The organism is Kaistia sp. MMO-174 (assembly GCF_037147815.1).
In the GTDB taxonomy this organism is placed as follows: Bacteria; Pseudomonadota; Alphaproteobacteria; order Rhizobiales; family Kaistiaceae; genus Kaistia; species Kaistia nematophila.
Window position 1 is genome coordinate 1,008,204 of sequence record NZ_JBBCUO010000001.1, and the last position, 17,192, is coordinate 1,025,395.

The following is a 17,192-nucleotide window of genomic DNA, read 5'->3' on the forward strand; positions in this document are numbered from 1 at the left end:
GCCGGAAGGCCGGAACGATGCCGGCTCCGAAATGACGCATGATCCGATTCCGAAGGGCGGCGCCGCGACGAGCGGCATCTCCGCGCTGTCGGTCCGCCGGCCGGTGCTGGCGATCGTCGCCAACCTGCTGATCATCATCGCCGGTCTCGCCGCCTATCGCGGCGTCGAGATCCGCGAGCTGCCCAATATCGACCAGCCGGTCGTCACGATCACCACCACCTATACCGGCGCCACGCCGGATACGATGGACAAGGAGATCACCAGCGTCATCGAGAAGGCCGCCGCCGGCGTCACCGGCTGGACCGACATCCAGTCGCAATCGACCAGCGGCCGCAGCCGCGTGACGGTGCAGTTCTCCGATTCGACCGACATCAACGTCGCCGCCAACGATCTTCGCGACGCCGTCGGCAACGCGCAGCGCAACCTGCCGGACGATGCCGACCCGCCGACCATCGCCAAGGCCGACACCAATGGCGACGCGATCATGCGGCTCGCCGTCACCTCGCCGACGCTGAAGATCGAGGACCTGACCAAGCTGGTGAACGACGTCATCGTCGACCGGCTGAAGGCGGTCGACGGCGTCGCCGACGTGCAGATCAACGGCGACCGCTCGCCCAACATCTCGATCTACATCGACCCGATGCGGCTGGCCTCCTACGGCCTGACGGTCGCGGACCTGAAGACGGCGCTCGCCACCGTCGCGCTCGACGTGCCGGCCGGCAATCTCAAGGACACGAACCGCAACATGTTCGTGCGCGCCGACGCCAGCGTGAAGAACGCCGACGACGTCAAGGCGATCCGCATCCAGGGCGATACCCGCGTGGGAGACGTCGCCGACGTCGTGTTCGGCCCGGCGGCCAAATCCTCCAGCGTGCAGGTCAATGGCCGGGTCGGAGTCGGCCTCGGCATCGTCCGCCAGGCGAGCTCCAACACGCTCGAGATCTCGGCCTCGGTGCGCAAGGCGATCGAGGAACTGGCCGTCACGCTGCCGAAGGACGTCTCGGTCCGCGTCACCTCCGACGACGCCGACTTCATCGCCGGCTCGTTCGAGGAAGTCGAGCGCAGCCTCGTGCTCGCGATCGTCATCGTCATCGGCGTCATCTACCTGTTCCTCGGCTCGTTGCGCTCGACCCTGATCCCCGCCGTCACCGTGCCGGTCTCGTTGCTCGGCACGATCGCGGCGATGTATCTGATGGGCTTCTCGCTCAACATCCTGACGCTGCTGGCGCTGGTGCTCGCCACCGGCATGGTGGTCGACGACGCCATCGTCGTGCTGGAGAACATCGCCCGCCGCCGCTCCGAGGGCATGGGGGCGCGCGCCGCCGCCGTGCTCGGCGCCAAGCAGGTGTTCTTCGCCGTCATCTCGACGACGGCGACGCTGGTCGCGGTGTTCGTGCCGATCTCCTTCTTCAAGGGCACCGCCGGCCGCCTGTTCTCCGAATTCGGCTTCGTGCTCGCCTTCGCCGTCACCCTGTCCGGCTTCGTCGCGCTGACGCTGGCGCCGATGATGGCCTCCCGCCTGCTCGACACCAGCGGTGGCCACGGCCATGGCGAGGGGGGCAATTTCCTGCAGCGCGGCCTCAACGCCGTCGGCAATGTCGGCCATCGCCTCTATGAGCGCGTGCTCGATTTCTGCCTGAGGGCGCCGGCCGTCGTCATCCTGATCAGCGCCATCTTTGCCGGCGGCGCTGTGCTGGCCTTCGAGATGCTGCCGCAGCAGCTGACGCCGCAGGAAGACCGCGGCGCCGTCATGATCGCCATGAACACGCCGCAGGGCGCGACGGTCGACTATACGCAGGGCCAGATGGCGCTGGTGATGAAGGCCGTCGATCCGCTGCTGAAATCCGGCGAGGCCACCAACGTCTTCTCGGTCGCGGGCAATTTCGGCAGCCCGAGCAACGGCTTCATGATGATCACGCTGGCCCCCTGGGGCGAGCGGCAGCGCAGCCAGCAGCAGATCGCGGCCGAGATCAACCAGAAGATCCGCTCCATTCCGGGAGCCGTCGTCAACCTGCGCCAGCCGAACAGTCTCGGTATTCGCGGCGGCGGCCAGGGCCTGACCTTCGCCGTCACCGGCGTCGAATATGACGGCATCACCAAGGCGGCCCAGCAGCTGGTCTCCACGCTCGGTACCAATCCCGCCTTCTCCAACGTCCAGCTGAACTACGACCTGAACCAGCCGCAGCTTTCGGTCGACATCGACCGCGACCGCGCGGCCGATCTCGGCGTCTCCGTGGCCGATATCGGCACCATCGTCTCGACGCTGCTCGCCGGCGCCGACATGGGCAATTTCTATATCGGCGACGACAAGATCGACATCACGGCGCTTGCCCCCGACGGCATGATCGTGACGCCGAGCGACCTGATGAATGTCCAGGTCCGCACCGCCGGCGGCACGATGGTGCCGCTCTCCTCGGTGATCTCCGTCCGCGAGGAGGCGACGTCGCCGACGCTGGCGCGCCAGTCGCTCCGCCGCGCCGTGCCGATCACGGCGACGCTGAGCCCCGGCGTCGACCTCGGCTCGGCGATGGAGATCCTCAATCAGGAGGCCGCCAAGCAGTTGCCGACCGGCATGAACATCGTGCTGACCGGCGAGGCGGCGACGCTGAACGAGACCTCGAGCGGCATCCTGCAGACCTTCCTGTTCGCCGTGATCATCATCCTCCTGGTGATGGCGGCGCAGTTCGAGAGCTTCGTCTCGGCGGTGATCCTGTTCACCACGGTGCCGTTCGGCGTTGCGGCGGGCATCTACGCCATCCTGCTCTCGGGCGGTTCGCTCAACATCTACACCCAGATCGGCCTCGTCATGCTGGTCGGCCTGATGGCGAAGAACGGCATCCTCATCGTCGAATTCGCCAACCAGCTGCGCGACGAGGGCCAGTCGGTCTATGACGCCATCCGCAACGCCTGCCTTGTCCGGCTTCGTCCGGTGCTGATGACGATGATCGCGACGGTTCTGGGCGGCCTGCCGCTGATCCTGACGGGCGGCGCCGGCTCGGAGGCGCGCGCGGCGCTCGGCTGGATCATGGTCGGCGGCCTCGGCGTCTCGGCGCTGGCGACGCTGTTCCTGACGCCCGTCTCGTTCCTCCTGCTCGCCCGCTTCTCCAAGCCGCGCATCGCCGAGGAGCACCGCCTGGCGGCGGAGCTCGCCGCGGTCGAGGCGGCCGAGGCTGGTCGGCGCGAGCGCGGCCGGGCGGACGAGAATCCGGCTCCGCATCCCCTGTCGATCGCGGCGGAATAGGGGAGGTTGCGGTGGCCTGGCTCCAGCCCGATGATCCCGACCGCAAGGCTGCCACGCCGGCGGCAATGCGCTATCGTCTGATCGCGGGCGGCAAGGCCGGCGAAAGCGCCGGCGAGGACGACGGGAAAGGTCGGACGCGGAACTTGGCGGGCATGGATGACCCCGATGACGACACGGCGATCCGCGCCGACCACGCCCTCATGCAGGCGGTGGCCGATGGCGAGGAAGGGGCGTTTGCGCGCCTGATCCAGGCCGAGGCGCCGAAGCTGACGCGGTTCGTCGCCTCCGTGCTCTCCGACCTCGCCGAGGCCGAGGAGGTCGTGCAGGAAGCGCTGCTGCGGCTCTGGAAGCAGGCCGCGACCTGGGAGCCGAACGCCCGGATCGGCACCTTCCTGCACCAGGTGGCCTATCGCATCGCCATCGACCGGCTGCGCCGCCGCCGGCCGCATGTCGACATCGACGGCTTCGACGACATCCTCGAGGACGAGGGACCGTCGCCGGAGCGTCACCTGACGCGCATGGACGACGGCCGCATCGTGCAGGCGGCGCTTGAAAAACTGTCGGAAAGACAGCGAACCGTCATCGTGCTGGCCCACTTCCAGGAGCTGGGCCAGGCGGAGGCGGCGGACATCATGGGGATTGGCGAACACGCCTATGAATCGCTCCTCGCCCGCGCCAGGCGCCGGCTCAGAAGCCTGCTTGGCGGCAGGGACGAGGACGATCGGCAGGAAGGAAAGCGATCATGAGCAAGGCATCGGGAGAGGGACGTTTCGAGCTGGCGAACGGTCCCGCCAACCTGCACGACGCCGTGGATCGCTGGGGGCCTGACCTCAATTTGTGGCCGGATCTGATGCTGGTCCGCCGGGCGCGCGAGGCGCTGCTCGCCGACCGCGACTTCCGCCAGTATCGCGACCGCACGGTGGCGGAGGCCGAACGGCTGCGGCGCGCGGCGAAGCTTCTGGACAAGCGCATCGAGGAAAGCGGCTCGGTCGAGCGGATCACCAGGAAGCTGATGGAGGCGACGGGCGCGCGGGCGATCCACTGGCGTCGCCGGATCGCGGCGCTCGCAGCCGTCATGGTGGTTTCCGCCGCGCTCGGCAGCGTGCTCGCCGACCTGATCCCGGCCGATACCGATCAGCAGCGGATCGATGTCGTGCAGTTGGATACTTTGGTCTTCGGGCCGTCAGAGGCAGATTTTTGATGGCGTTCAAGATGGAAACCCGAACCCGCCGCGCCTTGCTGTGGGGCTTGCTGGTGGCTTCGCTCGGCGTCAACGCCTTCTTCGTCGGCGCGACGGTGACGGATTTCATCCGCTTTCGCCACGCCGAGGACAAGGGCCCGCGCATCATCCGCACCGAACTGCGCTGGCTGAAGGATCGCTTGTCGCCGGACGCCGTGAAGAGCATCGAGACGCAGCTCGACGCCCTGAAGCCGGACATCCTGGTCCGGCTCGACCGGCTGAAGACCCTGCGGGCCGAGCTGAACACGCTCGTCGCCGCGCCCGTTCCCGACAAGGCGGCGATCGACGCGCATCTGCGCAGCATCCGCCTCGAGGTCGGCGCCATGCAGGAGCAGGTGCAGTCCCGCACCTTCGAGGCGCTCCTGAACCTGCCGCCGGATCAGCGCGCGGCGCTCGCCTCCGGGAAGGGCGCCGACAACTAGCTGTCATTTGTCATTTCGACCCGAAGGAGCCGCGGGCCGGCGAACAAGATCGCCGCGCCGTGAGGGCATTCGGCGGTCGGGCGGCTATTGCGGCTCGAAGATCTCGGGGATGCGCTCGACCTTCTCGGTCGACAGCCCGGTGGCGCGGCCGAGCTGGTTGGCGAAGGCGATGGTGTAGAACGTCCAGCCGAGCAGGAGCGCGAAGGGCACCTCCCGGGCGGGCATGTTGACCAGCTTTCTCTTCGTCACGACCTTTCGGGTCGTTCGCCACATCATCGCGTTCCAGCGCTTGATGGCATAGCGAACGCGCTTCAGCCGGCGTCCGGATTTCCGCAGAAGATATTTCCGGTCGTCGTCACGCCCGGTGACGCCCGCGCGCCAGGCGACGAAGCGGAGGCCGCGCAGCGGCTCATGCCGGGCGCGGGCATTGACGCGGATGCAGGTCTTTCCTGCGTCGAGCAGGCGCTGGTCCAGGAGGCTGCACGAGCACTTGAAGCCTATGTCATAGGGAAAGCCGCCGGCATCGGCGAACCAGTCGCGCCGGAACGCGACATTGTTGGCCCAGATGAAGGCCTGCCGCGCTTCCTGCTCGTCGCCGTGCTCGAGGGGAAAAATCCAGGTGAGGGCGAGCGTGCGCGACAGGAAGTCGTCGTGCTTGAGGAAGGTGCGGCCGCTCGCCGCGACGATTTCGGGATCCTCGAAGGCCGCAAGCAGCTGCAGCAGCCAGTCGCCTTCGGGCGGAGCATCGGAATCGGCGAAGATGAGGATCTCGTTTTCGGCGAGGGCGGCGCCGGCGTTCTTCATCTCGTAGTAGCGCCCGTCCGGCACCGCGACGGCGTGGATATCGAGCGAGCCGAGGGAAGGGCCGTCCTGCCGGATTCGCGCCAGCACCTCGTCATTCGCCTCGGCCTCACCGGGATGCACGAAGATCAGGCGCGGCGGCCGCGCAAGGCGGCCCATGACCGGCCAGAGCTGCGCGGCGAGACTGTCGAGGACGATGCCCAGGACGGCGGGTTCGACGGTCCGGATATTCTCCATTTCGACGACGATGGAGAGGCTCGGCAGAGCATGCGACACGGCGGCAATCCATCCCGAAAAGGAGAGGCCGTGATGGGTATCACGGCCTCCGATTCGGTCAAGGCGATGTCGTCGCGACGGCGCGTGGCTGTCCTGGTCCTGCGGCGGATCCGGTCAGCGCGCCGCCGTCAGGCGGTCGGCGTCGGCCTGGGTCAGCGGGGCAGGGCGATCGGTGGTGGTCGACAGCGTGATCACCTTCTCCTGCGCCGCCGCGTCGAGGATCGACACCATCGCGTCGAGCGCGTGCAGGGCGACGCGGCCCGAACAGCGCGGCTCGCGGCCATGGTCGGCCGCGTCGAGCAGGTCGGCGACGCCCAGCATGCGGTAGTTGGCATGCTTGCCGTCCTGCCAGTTGGACTTGCCGAACGGCGCGCCCGAGGTGTCGACCTCGATATAGTCGCCGTTCTTCTCCGAATAGCGCAGCGTGCCGCCGAAGAAGTTCGGATCGGGCACCAGCATCGTGCCTTCCGAGCCATAGAGCTCGATCGGGTTGACGTGGCCGTGCTTCCAGACGTCCCAGCTCGCCGTCAGCGTCACCTGCGCGCCGGAAACGAAGTGCAGGATGGCGTTGATGGTGGTCGGCGTGCCGACCGGCACGGTCTTGCCCTTCAACGGGCCTTCGGCCGTTACCAGGCGATCCTCGAAGCCCTTGGTGGCGACGGCCGTGACGGTGCGGATCGGGCCGAGCAGGTTGACGAGGGCGGCGATGTAGTAGGGGCCGAGATCGAGGATCGGGCCGCCGCCGGGCTGGAAGAAGAAGCCCGGATTGGGATGCCACATCTCCATGCCGCGGCTGAGCACATGCATCGTGCCGGCGATGACCTTTCCGATCTTGCCATCGTCGAGCATCTTGCGCGCCGTCTGGCCCGCGCCGCCGAGGAAGGTGTCGGGAGCGCTGCCGAGCTTGAGGCCCTTGGCGTCGGCGAGCGCCACCAGCTTCTTGCCATCCTCGACGGAGAGCGCGAACGGCTTCTCCGAATAGGCGTGCTTGCCGGCCGAGAGGATCGCGTTCGAGACTTCGTAATGCGCCGCCGGGATGGTCAGGTTGATGACCGTGTCGATCTCCGAATCCTTCAGGAGCTCGTCGACGGTCAGCGCGCGGACGCCGAACTGGCCGGCGCGCGCCTTGGCCGCCTCCGCCGAGAGGTCGGCGACCGCGACGATCTTCGTGCCGGGGAAGAGCGGCGCGAGCTTCAGATAGGCTTCCGAGATATTGCCGGCGCCGATCAGGCCGATCTGGTGAACCTTGGACATGTCGAGGGAGCCTTTCAGGAAACCAGGGCCTTGATGGCCGCGAAGGAACGCTCGGCAAAGCGCTTCCAGTCGGCCGGATTGTCATGCTCAGCAACGAGGATCTTGGCGTTCTTCGCCTTCTCGATATGCGGCCAGAGCGCCTTCCAGTCGATCGTGCCGTGGCCGACATCGGCCCAGCCGTCTTCCTCGGCGGTTCCGGCCGGGGCCAGGTCCTTGATGTGGAAGGCGATCGTGCTGTCTGCGAGCTTGTCGATCTCGGCGGCGGCGTCCTTGCCGGCGCGGGCGACCCAGCCGATGTCGAGCTCGGAGACGACGCCGTTGCCGATCAGGTGGTCGATCGGGCGCGAGCCGTCGGCGAGCGTGACATATTCGAAGTCGTGGTTGTGGTAGCCGAGGCCGAGGCCGGCTGCCTTCGCCTTCTCCGCCGCGCCGGCGAAGCTGTCATGCAGCTTCTTCCAGCCGTCAACGTCGGTCGGGCGCTGTTCGGCGACGAGATAGGGGATGACGATCGCCTCGGCGCCGATGGTCTTGGCGATGTCGATGAAGCGGCTGGTCTCGCCGACGACGCCGTCGAGCGGCGCGTGGAAGGTCGGGGTCACGAGGCCGACGGCGTCGACCTTCCTGCGGTAGCCGGCGGCGTCGTCGCCATAGAGCGGGTAGTAGGGCTCGACCGCGTCATAGCCGATCTTGGCAAGGCCCTCGAGGACGGTCTCGAGCGGCGGAAAATTGCGGGCGGAATAGAGCTGAAACGAGATCTTGTGCTTCGACATGGAGATGTCTTTCTTGAAACCGTTCGTAGGAAGAGCGCCTTGAACCGCAGGCAGTAGAGAGCGGGGGGCGAGGGCCTCCGGCCGGATGGCCTGGAGGTCCGCGTCGGGTCGTCTGGCTGAAGCGCTTCATCCTTTCATGGAAAGGATGAACCGATCCAATTCTTTATCGGAGCGCGCCGTCGGCGCGATCCGGCGTTCGTCGGGCTCGAAGGCCGCGCTAGAGGCGCTGGCCCGTCGCGAGATCGAAGATCGATGCGTGGGCGGGCTGGAAGAAGGCCTCGACCCTGGATGGCGTCTCGACATGCGCGTCGCCGTCGATGCGGACCGAGAACTGCGTGCCGGCGACGTCGCCCCAGACCAGGCTGTCGGCGCCCATCGGCTCCAGCAGGGTCAGGTTGACCGGCAGGGATTTCGCCCCCGCCTCGCGATGCACGAGGTCGATCTGCTCCGGCCGGATGCCGAGCGTCGCCGGGCGGCCATTTTCGGGCGGGGTTTCGAATTCATAGCCGGCGAGGTCGACGAGGCCGCCATCCGCCAGCTTGAACGAGGCGCTGCCGCCCTCGACCGAGAGCGTGCCGTTGATGAAGTTCATCGACGGCGAGCCGACGAAGCCGGCGACGAAGCGGTTGACCGGCCGGCGGTAGATCTCCTTCGGCGAGGCGAGCTGCTGAATGACGCCGCCATTCATCACCGCGACGCGGTCGGCGAGCGTCAGCGCCTCGATCTGGTCGTGCGTGACGTAGATCATGGTCGAGCCGAGCTCGTTGTGCAGGCGCTTCAGCTCGACGCGCAGCTCCGTCCTGAGCTTGGCGTCGAGGTTGGAGAGCGGCTCGTCGAACAGGAACACGTCGACGTCGCGCACCAGGGCGCGGCCGATCGCGACGCGCTGGCGCTGGCCGCCCGACAGCTCGGACGGGCGACGCTTCAGCAGCGGCTCGATCTGCAGGATCTTGGCGGCGCGGGCGACGCGCTTGTCGATCTCGTCCTTCGGCACCTTGGCCATCTTCAGCCCGAAGGAAAGATTGCCGGTGACGGTCATGCGCGGATAGAGCGCGTAGGACTGGAACACCATGCCGATGCCACGGTTCTTCGGCTCCTCCCAGGTGACGTTCTTGCCGCCGATCCAGATCTGGCCGGCCGACACGTCGAGCAGGCCGGCGACCGCGTTGAGCAGGGTGGACTTGCCGCAGCCCGACGGTCCGAGCAGTACGATGAACTCGCCCGGCGCAATTTCCAGATCAAGGTTCTTCAGGACCTTGAGATTGCCGAACTCGATCTCGAGGTCGCGAATGGAGACATTAGCCATGGATCACCCCTTCACGGCGCCGGAAGCGATGCCGCGAACGAACCAGCGTCCCGACACGAAGTAAACGAAGAGAGGCACGAGCGCCGTCAGGATCGTGGCAGCCATGTTCACGTTGTATTCCTTCTCGCCGAAGCTCGAATTGACGACGTTGTTGAGCTGCACGGTCATCGGGAAGTTCTCGCGCCCGGCGAAGATCAGGCCGAACAGGAAGTCGTTCCAGATGCCGGTGATCTGCAGGATCGCGGCGACGACGATGATCGGTGTCGAGAGCGGCAGCATCAGCCGCAGGAAGATCGCCCAGAAACCGCCGCCATCGACGCGCGCCGCCTTGAACAGGTCGATCGGGATGCCCGCGTAGAAATTGCGGAACAGCAGCGTCATCAGCGGCAGCCCGAAGATCGTGTGCACGAACACGACGCCGGGGATCGAATTGTAGAGCGACACCATCGAGAGGATGCGCACGAGCGGGTAGAGGAACACCTGGTAGGGGATGAAGGCGCCGAGCAGCAGCACGCCGAACAGCACGTTGGCGCCCTTGGGCCGCCAGAAGGAGAGGGCGTAGCCCGTCACCGAGCCGACGGCGATCGACAGGATCACGCTCGGCACCAGGATCTTGATCGAGTTCAGCATGCCGACATGGATGCCGTTGCAGTTGAGGCCCGTGCAGGCCTGCGACCACGCCTTCACCCAGGCGTCGAAGCTCGGCGACATCGGCAGCGCGAACAGGTTGCCGAGCCGGATCTCGTCCATCGGCTTCAGCGACGTGACGATCATGACGTAAAGCGGGATCAGGAAGAACAGCGCCGAGATGATCAGGAAGGCGTAGACGCCGTAGCGGGCGGGGCCGATGCGCTTCGGGCGCGGGCCCGAGGGCTCGACATGCGCGGAGGCGGTGAGGGAAGCCATCAGTGGGCGCTCCTCGGCTGGCGGAAATACTGCACGTAGAGCCAGGGCGCCAGGACGCAGAGGACCGTGATCATCATGACGGTCGAGGCGGCGGTGGCGAGGCCGAGGTTCTGGCGCTGGAACAGATATTCGATGACGAACTTGGCCGGCACTTCGGTCGAGATGCCGGGGCCGCCATTGGTCAGCGCCACGACGAGGTCGTAGACCTTCACCACGGCGGTGGCGAGAAGGACGGTCGCGGTGACGAACATCGGCGCCAGAATCGGGATGACGATGTGGACATAGACGCGCCAGGTCGGGATGCCGTCGACCTTGGCTGCCTTCCAAAGCTCGCCATCGACGCCGCGCAGGCCGGCGAGCAGGATCGCCATGACGAGGCCGGAGGCCTGCCACATGCCGGCGATGGCGATGACGTAGATCGCGCGGTCGCCGCGGGTCAGCCAGTCGAAGGTGAAGCTCTCGAAGCCCCAGTTGCGCACGGTCTGCTGGATGCCCAGCGTCGGGTTCAGTGTCCACTGCCAGACGAGGCCGGTCACGATGAACGACAGCGCGTAGGGGTAGAGGAAAATCGTGCGGAACATGCTCTCGGCGCGGATCCGCTGGTCGAGGAACACCGCCAGCAGGAAGCCCAGCACCAGGCAGCCGATGATGAAGATCACGCCGAAGATGGCGAGGTTCTGAACCGAGATGATCCAGCGGTCAGAGCCGAACAGCCGCGTATATTGCGAGAAGCCGACATAGTTCGAAACCGGGAACACCTTCGAGCTCGTGAACGAGATCTGGATGGTCCAGAGGATGGTTCCGACATAGGCGAAGATCACGATCAGCCAGGCAGGCGTCAGCGCCACCTGCGCCATCCAGAAGCGTAGGAATCGTGGTTTCAAGATAACGCACTCCGATTGCGCGGCGGATATGACTCGCCGTGGACCGGCTCACCCTGACGGCGGCGCCGGATCGAGGAGGAAACCCGGCCGGAGAACCGGCCGGGTCGCTGTCCTGTTACTCAGAGGCGATGATTTCGGCGAACTTCGCCTGCAGGTCGGCCGGGGTCTGCGACGGGGTCGTCCAGAACTGGCCGATCAGATCCTGGATCGAGCCGATCGCGTCCGGGGTCTGCAGGAAGTCGAAGCCCGGAACCGAGGCGCCCTCGGTGGCGAGCAGCTTGAGGCCGGCCTGGGCGCAGGCGTCGAGCTTCGACGTGTCGACGTCGCCGCGAACCGGGACGGAGCCCTTCTTCGCGTTGAAGGCGACCTGGGTCTCCGGCGTCAGCATGGTGTGGGCCAGCAGCGCCTGGGCCTTCTGGGCGTCGGCGTTGTCGGTCTTCGGGAAGACGAACACGTCGCCGCCGATCCAGTAGACCTGGTTGCCGATGCCCGGCACGCAGCCGACTTCCTTGCCCGGAGTCAGGCCGGCGGCGATGACTTCGCCCTTGGCCCAGTCACCCATGAAGTTGAAGCCGGCCTTGCCGCCGACAACGAGGCCCGTGGCCTGGTTCCACTGGCGGCCCTGCTGGCCTTCGTCGCCATAGTTGCGCAGCTTGCCGAACGTCTCGGCGACCTTGGCGAATTCAGGCGACTTCACCGCATCGGCGTTGTTGTCCTGATAGACCTTCATGTAGAGCTCGGGGCCGCCGACGCCGAGCAGGACGTCGTTGAAGAGCAGGAGCTGCGTCCAGGCGTCGCCCGACTGCGCCATCGGAATGACGCCGGCGGCCTTCAGCTTGTCCATGGCGGCGAACAGCTCGTCCCAGGTCTTCGGCGGCTCGATCTTGTTCGCTTCGAGCAGGGCCGTGTTGTACCAGAGCCAGTTGTTCGAGTGGATGTTGACCGGGACGGCATAGTAGTGGCCGTCGCGCGAGACCGCCTTTACCAGCACCGGCGACAGGAACTTGTCCCAGCCGTCGGCCTTGGCGACGTCGTCGAGATTGTTGAGCAGGCCCTGGGCGACCAGGTCCTCGAACTGCTTGCCGGTGTTGAACTGCATGGCGGTCGGCGGGTTGCCGCCGACGATGCGGTTGATGCCTGCGGCGCGCGCGGCTTCGCCACCGGCGATCGCGGCGTCGACCCAGTCACCGCCCGCGGCGTTGAACTGGTCGGCGAACACCTTCACGGCAGCGGATTCGCCGCCGGAGGTCCACCAGTGGATGACCTCGGCCTTCTCGGCTGCGACCGACGGGCCGGCCATCAGGGCCACGACTGCTGCCGCACCGAGCAGCGCCTTGGTGAAATGCTTCATGCTTACTCCTCCCGGGGTTCAACGCCTTTCCTCAAAGGCGCCAATTCGCGAACGTCCGTCCGATCCGTCGGACTTGAACGCCCGAATTCTTGTAATCGATTACATCTACCGTATACTCCCCATGGCGGCTGTCAACGCAAAGTTATTTTGCACTGCAAAAGAAAAGATCCGGCTAGCTCGCTTTGCCGCGAAGCGGCTACCGGTGCGGGGAAACGCGACCGGACGGCCAAGGGCCGCCTGGCGAGAGGAGAGTGGAACGGTGACTCGTCTTCATCGGGGAACGTTCCAGGAAGGGATAATCGGGTGCCAACACGAGAAGCGGACGCGGACGGCGCTCCTCGCACCGTGACGATCCAGGACGTCGCGCGCCGGGCCGGCGTCTCGACGGCGACGGTCAGTCGCGCCATCGCGCTGCCCGACCGGGTCACCGAGGCGACGCGCGCGGCGGTGTTCGCCGCCATCCGCGAGACCGGCTACACCCCTAACGCCGCCGCCCGCTCGCTGCGCGCCAAATCGACCAAGATGGTGCTGGTCCTGTTGCCGGGCATCGGCAACTCGTTCTTCACGCCGGTGCTGAACGCGCTGGAGGAAGTGTTCACCGAGGGCGGCTACGGCGTGCTGATCGGCTACACCCGCCAGAGCCGCAGCCGCGAAACCCACTATGCCCGCGTGATTCGCGCCGGGCAGGTGGACGGCGTGCTGGTCGTCACCGGCAACGTGCCGCGCGACGAGGAATTCGTGTCGGTGCCGGATACCGTGCCGATGTCGCTGATGTTTTCGGAGATCCCCGGCACGGAGCAGTTTTCCGTGTTCGACGTCGACAATCGCGGCGCCTCGGCCGAGGCGGTGCGCTACCTGATCGCGCAGGGCCACCGCCGCATCGCCCATATCCCCGGCGCCGAGGGCGGGCTCGAGGCGAACGAGCGCCTCGGCGGCTATTGCGACGCGCTGCGGGAAGCGGGCCTGCCGGTCGACGAGGCGCTGATCTGGCGCGGCGCCAGCAATTTCGACTTCGCCTCGGGCGATCGCGCGGCGCGGGACTTCTTCGCGCTCGCCGACAAGCCGACGGCGGTCTTCGCGGCGGCCGACGAAATCGCGCTGGGCTTCATGCGCGCGCTGAAGAACGGCGGCGTCAGCATTCCCGGCGACGTGTCCGTCATCGGCTTCGACGATACCGAATATGCCGTGCACTACGATCCGGCGTTGACGACGATGCGCCAGCCGCGCACCGAGATGGGCCGGCTCGCCGCGGCCGACCTGTTGCGGCGGATGGCGTCGGCGCGCGATGGCAGCCCCTCGACCTCGAAGGTGCGGCTGCCGTGTGAACTGGTCGTGCGCGAGAGCGTGCGGCGGATGGGGTAGGGAAGACCCTCACCCCGACCCTCTCCCGCAAGCGGGCGAGGGGGCTCGCCGAACCCTGTCGACACATCGAGCTCCACGCTGCAAGCGCCGCCGGCCACAAGCCCTCGCCCGCTTGCGGGAGAGGGTTGGGTGAGGGGCTTGCTTGAAGCCTAGCCCGCCAGTTCCTCGCGCAGCATTTCCAGCGTCAGCCATTCCTCCTCGGCCGCGTCGCGCTCATGCTGCGCGGCGGCGAGGCGGGTATTCGCCGTGTCGAACGCCTTGCGGTCGCTGGCGAACAGGTTCGGTTTGGCAAGCGTCGCTTCCAGCTTCGCGATTTCGGCGGTTAGCGCCTCGATCTTCGCCGGCAGCGTCTCCAGCGCGTGCTTCTGCTTGAAGGAGAGCTTGCCCCTGGAGGCGGGCGCCTTGTCGGCGGCCGGCTTCTTGTCGTCCTTGCGCTCGGTTTTGGCGACGGTGCGGGTCGGCGCTGCGGCGCCGCGCTGCGCCAGCATGTCGGTGTAGCCGCCGGCATAGTCGGTCCAGCGGCCGTCGCCCTCGGCGACGATCACCGAGGTGGCGACGCGGTCGAGGAAGTCGCGGTCGTGGCTGACGAGAAGGATCGTGCCCTCATAGTCGTCGAGCAGCTCTTCCAGCAGGTCCAGCGTCTCGAGGTCGAGATCGTTGGTCGGCTCGTCGAGCACCAGGAGGTTGGACGGACGGGCGAGCGCCCGGGCCAGCATCAGACGGCCGCGCTCGCCGCCGGATAGCGCCGTGATCGGCGCGCGCGCCTGTTCGGGCGTGAACAGGAAGTCCTTCATGTAGCCGATGACATGGCGCGGCTGGCCGTTGACCATGACGTTGTCGCCGCGCCCTTCGGTCAGCGCGTCGGCGAGGCGGAGGTTGGCGTCGAGGCTTTCGCGGCGCTGGTCGAGCGTCACCATCTGCAGGTTGGTGCCGAGCTTGATGATGCCGCTGTCGGGCGCCAGCACGCCGGTCAGCAGGTTCAGCAGCGTCGTCTTGCCGGCGCCGTTCGCGCCGACGAGGCCGATGCGGTCTCCGCGCAGGATCCGGGTCGAGAAATCGCGCACGATGGCGCGCTCGCCGTACGACTTCGAGACATCGATCGCCTCGATCACCGACTTGCCGGAAACGTCGCCCTCGCTCGCCAAGAGCTTGACGCTGCCGACGGCGCGGCGCTGGTCGCGGCGCTCCTGGCGCAGGCCCTCGAGCTTGCGCAGGCGGCCCATGTTGCGCTTGCGCCGGGCGGTGACGCCGTAGCGGACCCAGTCGAGCTCCTGGCTGATCTTGCGGTCGAGGCGCTCGCGCTCCTTCTCTTCCTCGTGCAGGACGTTGTCCCGCCATTCCTCGAAGGCGGTGAAGCCCTGTTCCAGCCGGCGCGTCGTGCCGCGGTCGAGCCACAGCGTCGCCTTCGACAGGCGCTCCAGGAAGCGGCGGTCATGGCTGATCAGGACGAGCGCCGAGCGCATCGACTTCAGCGTCTCTTCCAGCCATTCGATCGCCGGCAGGTCGAGATGGTTGGTCGGCTCGTCGAGCAGCAGCACGTCCGGTTCCGGCGCGATGGCGCGCGCCAGCGCGGCGCGGCGCGCCTCGCCGCCGGAAAGCTGGTCCGGCGCCTCGTTGCCCGTCAGGCCCAGCGCTTCCATCAGCATGGTCGCGCGATAGGGATCGTCGCCCGGCCCGAGGCCTGCTTCGACATAGGCGCGCACCGTCGCATAGGCCGAAAGATCCGGCTCCTGCGGCAGGTAGCGCAAGGTCGCGCCGGGCTGCACGAAGCGCGTGCCGGAATCCGCCTCGACCGTGCCGGCGGCGATCTTCAGCAGCGTCGACTTGCCGGAGCCGTTGCGGCCGACAAAGCAAAGACGCTCGCCGGCGGAGACGGAGAGCGTCGCGTTTTCGATGAGCGGACGGCCACCGAAGGTGAGGCGGATGTCCTGAAGGAGGAGCAGAGGAGGAGCCATGCGCGGGATGTAGCGGTCGCCGAGGGCGGTAGCAAGGCGGATCGCGCGCCGTTCCGATGCGTGGCTTCTCTCCGCCGTCGTCGAGCCCATGGCCGGATCGCCGAGTTTCGCCTAGACTTAGCCAACCCGATCGGCCGGGACGGGAGGACGACCTTGATCCAACGGGTTTTCGACGCACCTGCACAGGCGGAACTGGTCGCGCTGATGCGCGAGGTCGCCTCGCGCGACGAGGCCGCCTTCAAAGGGCTCTATGACCGGACTTCCGCGAAACTTTTCGCCGTGGTCCGCCGTATCGCTGTCAGTGAGGCAGCCGCTGAAGAGACGCTGCAGGAGGCATGGGTCCGGATCTGGAACCACGCCGACCGTTTCGATCCGTCGGTAGCGTCCCCCATGACTTGGATGACGACGATTGCGCGCCATGCGGCGATCGACGCCATCCGCAAGGGGCCGGAGCGCGTATCGAAGACCGCGGTCGTTATCGACGAGGCGCTGGCCGACACCTTGCCGGCCCCCGGCACCGCGACGGACGGCATGACGGGGGCGGAGTTACGGCGTTGCCTCGAAGGACTGGAGCCCGATCGGCGCGGCATGGTCCTGCTGGCCTATAGCTATGGCTATAGCCGGGAGGAACTGTCGCGCCGCTTCGACAAGCCCGTCGCGACCGTGAAGACGATCCTGCGACGGAGCCTGATCGCCTTGAAGGAGTGCCTCGGTGGCCGATGACGACGATATCGACGGGCTGGCGGGCGAATATGTGCTCGGGACGCTCGAGCGGCCGGAACGCGAAGCGGCCGAGGCGCGCAGCGCGCGCGAACCCCAGCTGCGCGCGGCCATTGGCGAATGGGCGGAGCGCCTGCAGCCGCTGGCCGATTCTGCCGGCGAACAGGCGCCTCCCGCCGGGCTTTGGCCGGCGCTGCTCTCGCGCGTCCGGTCTGTTGGCCCGGCGCTGGCGGAAGGCGCGCGCATTCTGAGGCTGGAGCGCACCGTGCGCCGGCTGCGCGTCGCCACGATCGGTTTTGGCGCCATCGCCGCGGGGCTTGCGATCTTCGTCCTGAGCGAGCGCGAGGTGGCGCCGCCGACGACGGCCGGCATGAGCTATGTCGCGGTGCTGAACGGCGATGGCGGCAAGCCGGCCTTCGTGGCCTCGGTCGATACCGCTTCGGGCACGATCCGGCTGCGCCGCGTCGGCGCCGCGCCGCCGCCGGACAAGAGTTTCGAGCTCTGGCAGGTGCCGGCCGAGGGACCGACCGTCTCGATGGGCGTCGCCGACAACATTTCGGACCTGAGGCCGATGAACGTCTCGCTGAAGCCGGGCGAGAAGCTCGCCATCTCGGTCGAGCCGAAGGGCGGCTCGCCGACCGGCCAGGCGACCGGGCCGGTCGTGTTCGTCGGCGATCTGCTGCCGGCGGAGTGACCGCCGGCGC

The 17,192-nt window shown here is 67.3% G+C and carries 15 protein-coding genes; 7 read left to right on the top strand and 8 right to left on the bottom strand.

All coding sequences use genetic code 11. From position 1 onward, the window contains the following. The first annotated feature begins 31 nt into the window (after window positions 1-31). From WFK98_RS04490 to WFK98_RS04505, 4 genes are read left to right on the top strand one after another with little or no spacing between them, the layout of a single operon-like run. The gene (locus WFK98_RS04490; protein ID WP_336799598.1) at window positions 32-3,241 is read left to right on the top strand and encodes an efflux RND transporter permease subunit; all 3,210 of its coding nucleotides are present in this window, start codon (window positions 32-34) and stop codon (window positions 3,239-3,241) included. 11 nt (window positions 3,242-3,252) lie between these two features. Next, window positions 3,253-3,987, top strand: coding sequence for an RNA polymerase sigma factor (locus WFK98_RS04495; RefSeq protein ID WP_336799402.1), 735 nt, complete (start codon window positions 3,253-3,255; stop codon window positions 3,985-3,987). Continuing rightward, window positions 3,984-4,442, top strand: coding sequence for a hypothetical protein (locus WFK98_RS04500; RefSeq protein ID WP_336799403.1), 459 nt, complete (start codon window positions 3,984-3,986; stop codon window positions 4,440-4,442). Before WFK98_RS04495 ends, WFK98_RS04500 begins: the two co-directional genes overlap by 4 nt. 11 nt (window positions 4,443-4,453) lie before the next feature. Next, complete coding sequence (locus WFK98_RS04505; RefSeq protein WP_336799404.1) at window positions 4,454-4,903, top strand: periplasmic heavy metal sensor; 450 nt, start codon at window positions 4,454-4,456, stop codon at window positions 4,901-4,903. Window positions 4,904-4,987: 84 nt separating this feature from the next. Here the strand turns inward: WFK98_RS04505 and WFK98_RS04510 are convergent, their stop codons facing one another. The 7 genes from WFK98_RS04510 to WFK98_RS04540 all read right to left on the bottom strand — a co-directional run bounded on the left by WFK98_RS04510 (window position 4,988) and on the right by WFK98_RS04540 (window position 12,451). After that, window positions 4,988-5,980: a glycosyltransferase family 2 protein gene (locus tag WFK98_RS04510; protein WP_336799405.1), complete on the bottom strand. Its 993-nt coding sequence runs from the start codon at window positions 5,978-5,980 to the stop codon at window positions 4,988-4,990. A 114-nt stretch (window positions 5,981-6,094) separates the two neighbouring features. After that, window positions 6,095-7,234 carry a Gfo/Idh/MocA family protein gene (locus tag WFK98_RS04515; RefSeq protein ID WP_266339936.1) on the bottom strand — a complete coding sequence of 380 codons (1,140 nt, stop codon included), beginning with the start codon at window positions 7,232-7,234 and terminating at the stop codon, window positions 6,095-6,097. Between the two features lie 14 nt (window positions 7,235-7,248). Next, a complete protein-coding gene (locus WFK98_RS04520) occupies window positions 7,249-8,004 on the bottom strand; it encodes a sugar phosphate isomerase/epimerase family protein (RefSeq protein WP_266339937.1) in 756 nt (251 codons plus the stop codon). 217 nt (window positions 8,005-8,221) lie between these two features. After that, complete coding sequence (locus tag WFK98_RS04525) at window positions 8,222-9,310, bottom strand: ABC transporter ATP-binding protein (RefSeq protein ID WP_266339938.1); 1,089 nt, start codon at window positions 9,308-9,310, stop codon at window positions 8,222-8,224. 3 nt (window positions 9,311-9,313) lie between these two features. Beyond that, window positions 9,314-10,216, bottom strand: a complete 903-nt coding sequence (locus tag WFK98_RS04530) for a carbohydrate ABC transporter permease (protein ID WP_336799406.1) — start codon at window positions 10,214-10,216, stop codon at window positions 9,314-9,316. Next, window positions 10,216-11,100, bottom strand: a complete 885-nt coding sequence (locus tag WFK98_RS04535; protein WP_442907365.1) for a carbohydrate ABC transporter permease — start codon at window positions 11,098-11,100, stop codon at window positions 10,216-10,218. Before WFK98_RS04535 ends, WFK98_RS04530 begins: the two co-directional genes overlap by 1 nt. A gap of 115 nt (window positions 11,101-11,215) precedes the next feature. Further along, a complete protein-coding gene (locus WFK98_RS04540) occupies window positions 11,216-12,451 on the bottom strand; it encodes an ABC transporter substrate-binding protein (protein WP_266339941.1) in 1,236 nt (411 codons plus the stop codon). 303 nt (window positions 12,452-12,754) lie between these two features. On the opposite strand from WFK98_RS04540, the gene WFK98_RS04545 reads away from it, so the two are divergent. Beyond that, window positions 12,755-13,813, top strand: a complete 1,059-nt coding sequence (locus WFK98_RS04545) for a LacI family DNA-binding transcriptional regulator (RefSeq protein WP_336799407.1) — start codon at window positions 12,755-12,757, stop codon at window positions 13,811-13,813. A 149-nt stretch (window positions 13,814-13,962) separates the two neighbouring features. Here WFK98_RS04545 and WFK98_RS04550 read toward each other — a convergent pair whose 3' ends face one another. After that, on the bottom strand, window positions 13,963-15,768 hold the full coding sequence (locus WFK98_RS04550; protein WP_336799600.1) for an ABC-F family ATP-binding cassette domain-containing protein: 1,806 nt from the start codon (window positions 15,766-15,768) through the stop codon (window positions 13,963-13,965). A 204-nt stretch (window positions 15,769-15,972) separates the two neighbouring features. On the opposite strand from WFK98_RS04550, the gene WFK98_RS04555 reads away from it, so the two are divergent. After that, window positions 15,973-16,491 (top strand): sigma-70 family RNA polymerase sigma factor, encoded by a 519-nt coding sequence (locus WFK98_RS04555; protein WP_336799408.1) that lies wholly within the window; start codon window positions 15,973-15,975, stop codon window positions 16,489-16,491. After that, the gene (locus WFK98_RS04560; RefSeq protein WP_336799409.1) at window positions 16,481-17,182 is read left to right on the top strand and encodes an anti-sigma factor; all 702 of its coding nucleotides are present in this window, start codon (window positions 16,481-16,483) and stop codon (window positions 17,180-17,182) included. The genes WFK98_RS04555 and WFK98_RS04560 overlap by 11 nt, the downstream gene beginning before the upstream one ends. The last annotated feature ends 10 nt before the right edge of the window (window positions 17,183-17,192 follow it).

Coding starts and splice junctions, on each gene's coding strand:
- WFK98_RS04490 (WP_336799598.1), top strand. CDS start 32: ATGACGCATGATCCGATTCCGAAGGGCGGCGCCGCGACGAGCGGCATC.
- WFK98_RS04500 (WP_336799403.1), top strand. CDS start 3,984: ATGAGCAAGGCATCGGGAGAGGGACGTTTCGAGCTGGCGAACGGTCCC.
- WFK98_RS04505 (WP_336799404.1), top strand. CDS start 4,454: ATGGAAACCCGAACCCGCCGCGCCTTGCTGTGGGGCTTGCTGGTGGCT.
- WFK98_RS04515 (WP_266339936.1), bottom strand. CDS start 7,234: ATGTCCAAGGTTCACCAGATCGGCCTGATCGGCGCCGGCAATATCTCG.
- WFK98_RS04520 (WP_266339937.1), bottom strand. CDS start 8,004: ATGTCGAAGCACAAGATCTCGTTTCAGCTCTATTCCGCCCGCAATTTT.
- WFK98_RS04525 (WP_266339938.1), bottom strand. CDS start 9,310: ATGGCTAATGTCTCCATTCGCGACCTCGAGATCGAGTTCGGCAATCTC.
- WFK98_RS04530 (WP_336799406.1), bottom strand. CDS start 10,216: ATGGCTTCCCTCACCGCCTCCGCGCATGTCGAGCCCTCGGGCCCGCGC.
- WFK98_RS04540 (WP_266339941.1), bottom strand. CDS start 12,451: ATGAAGCATTTCACCAAGGCGCTGCTCGGTGCGGCAGCAGTCGTGGCC.
- WFK98_RS04550 (WP_336799600.1), bottom strand. CDS start 15,768: ATGGCTCCTCCTCTGCTCCTCCTTCAGGACATCCGCCTCACCTTCGGT.
- WFK98_RS04555 (WP_336799408.1), top strand. CDS start 15,973: ATGCGCGAGGTCGCCTCGCGCGACGAGGCCGCCTTCAAAGGGCTCTAT.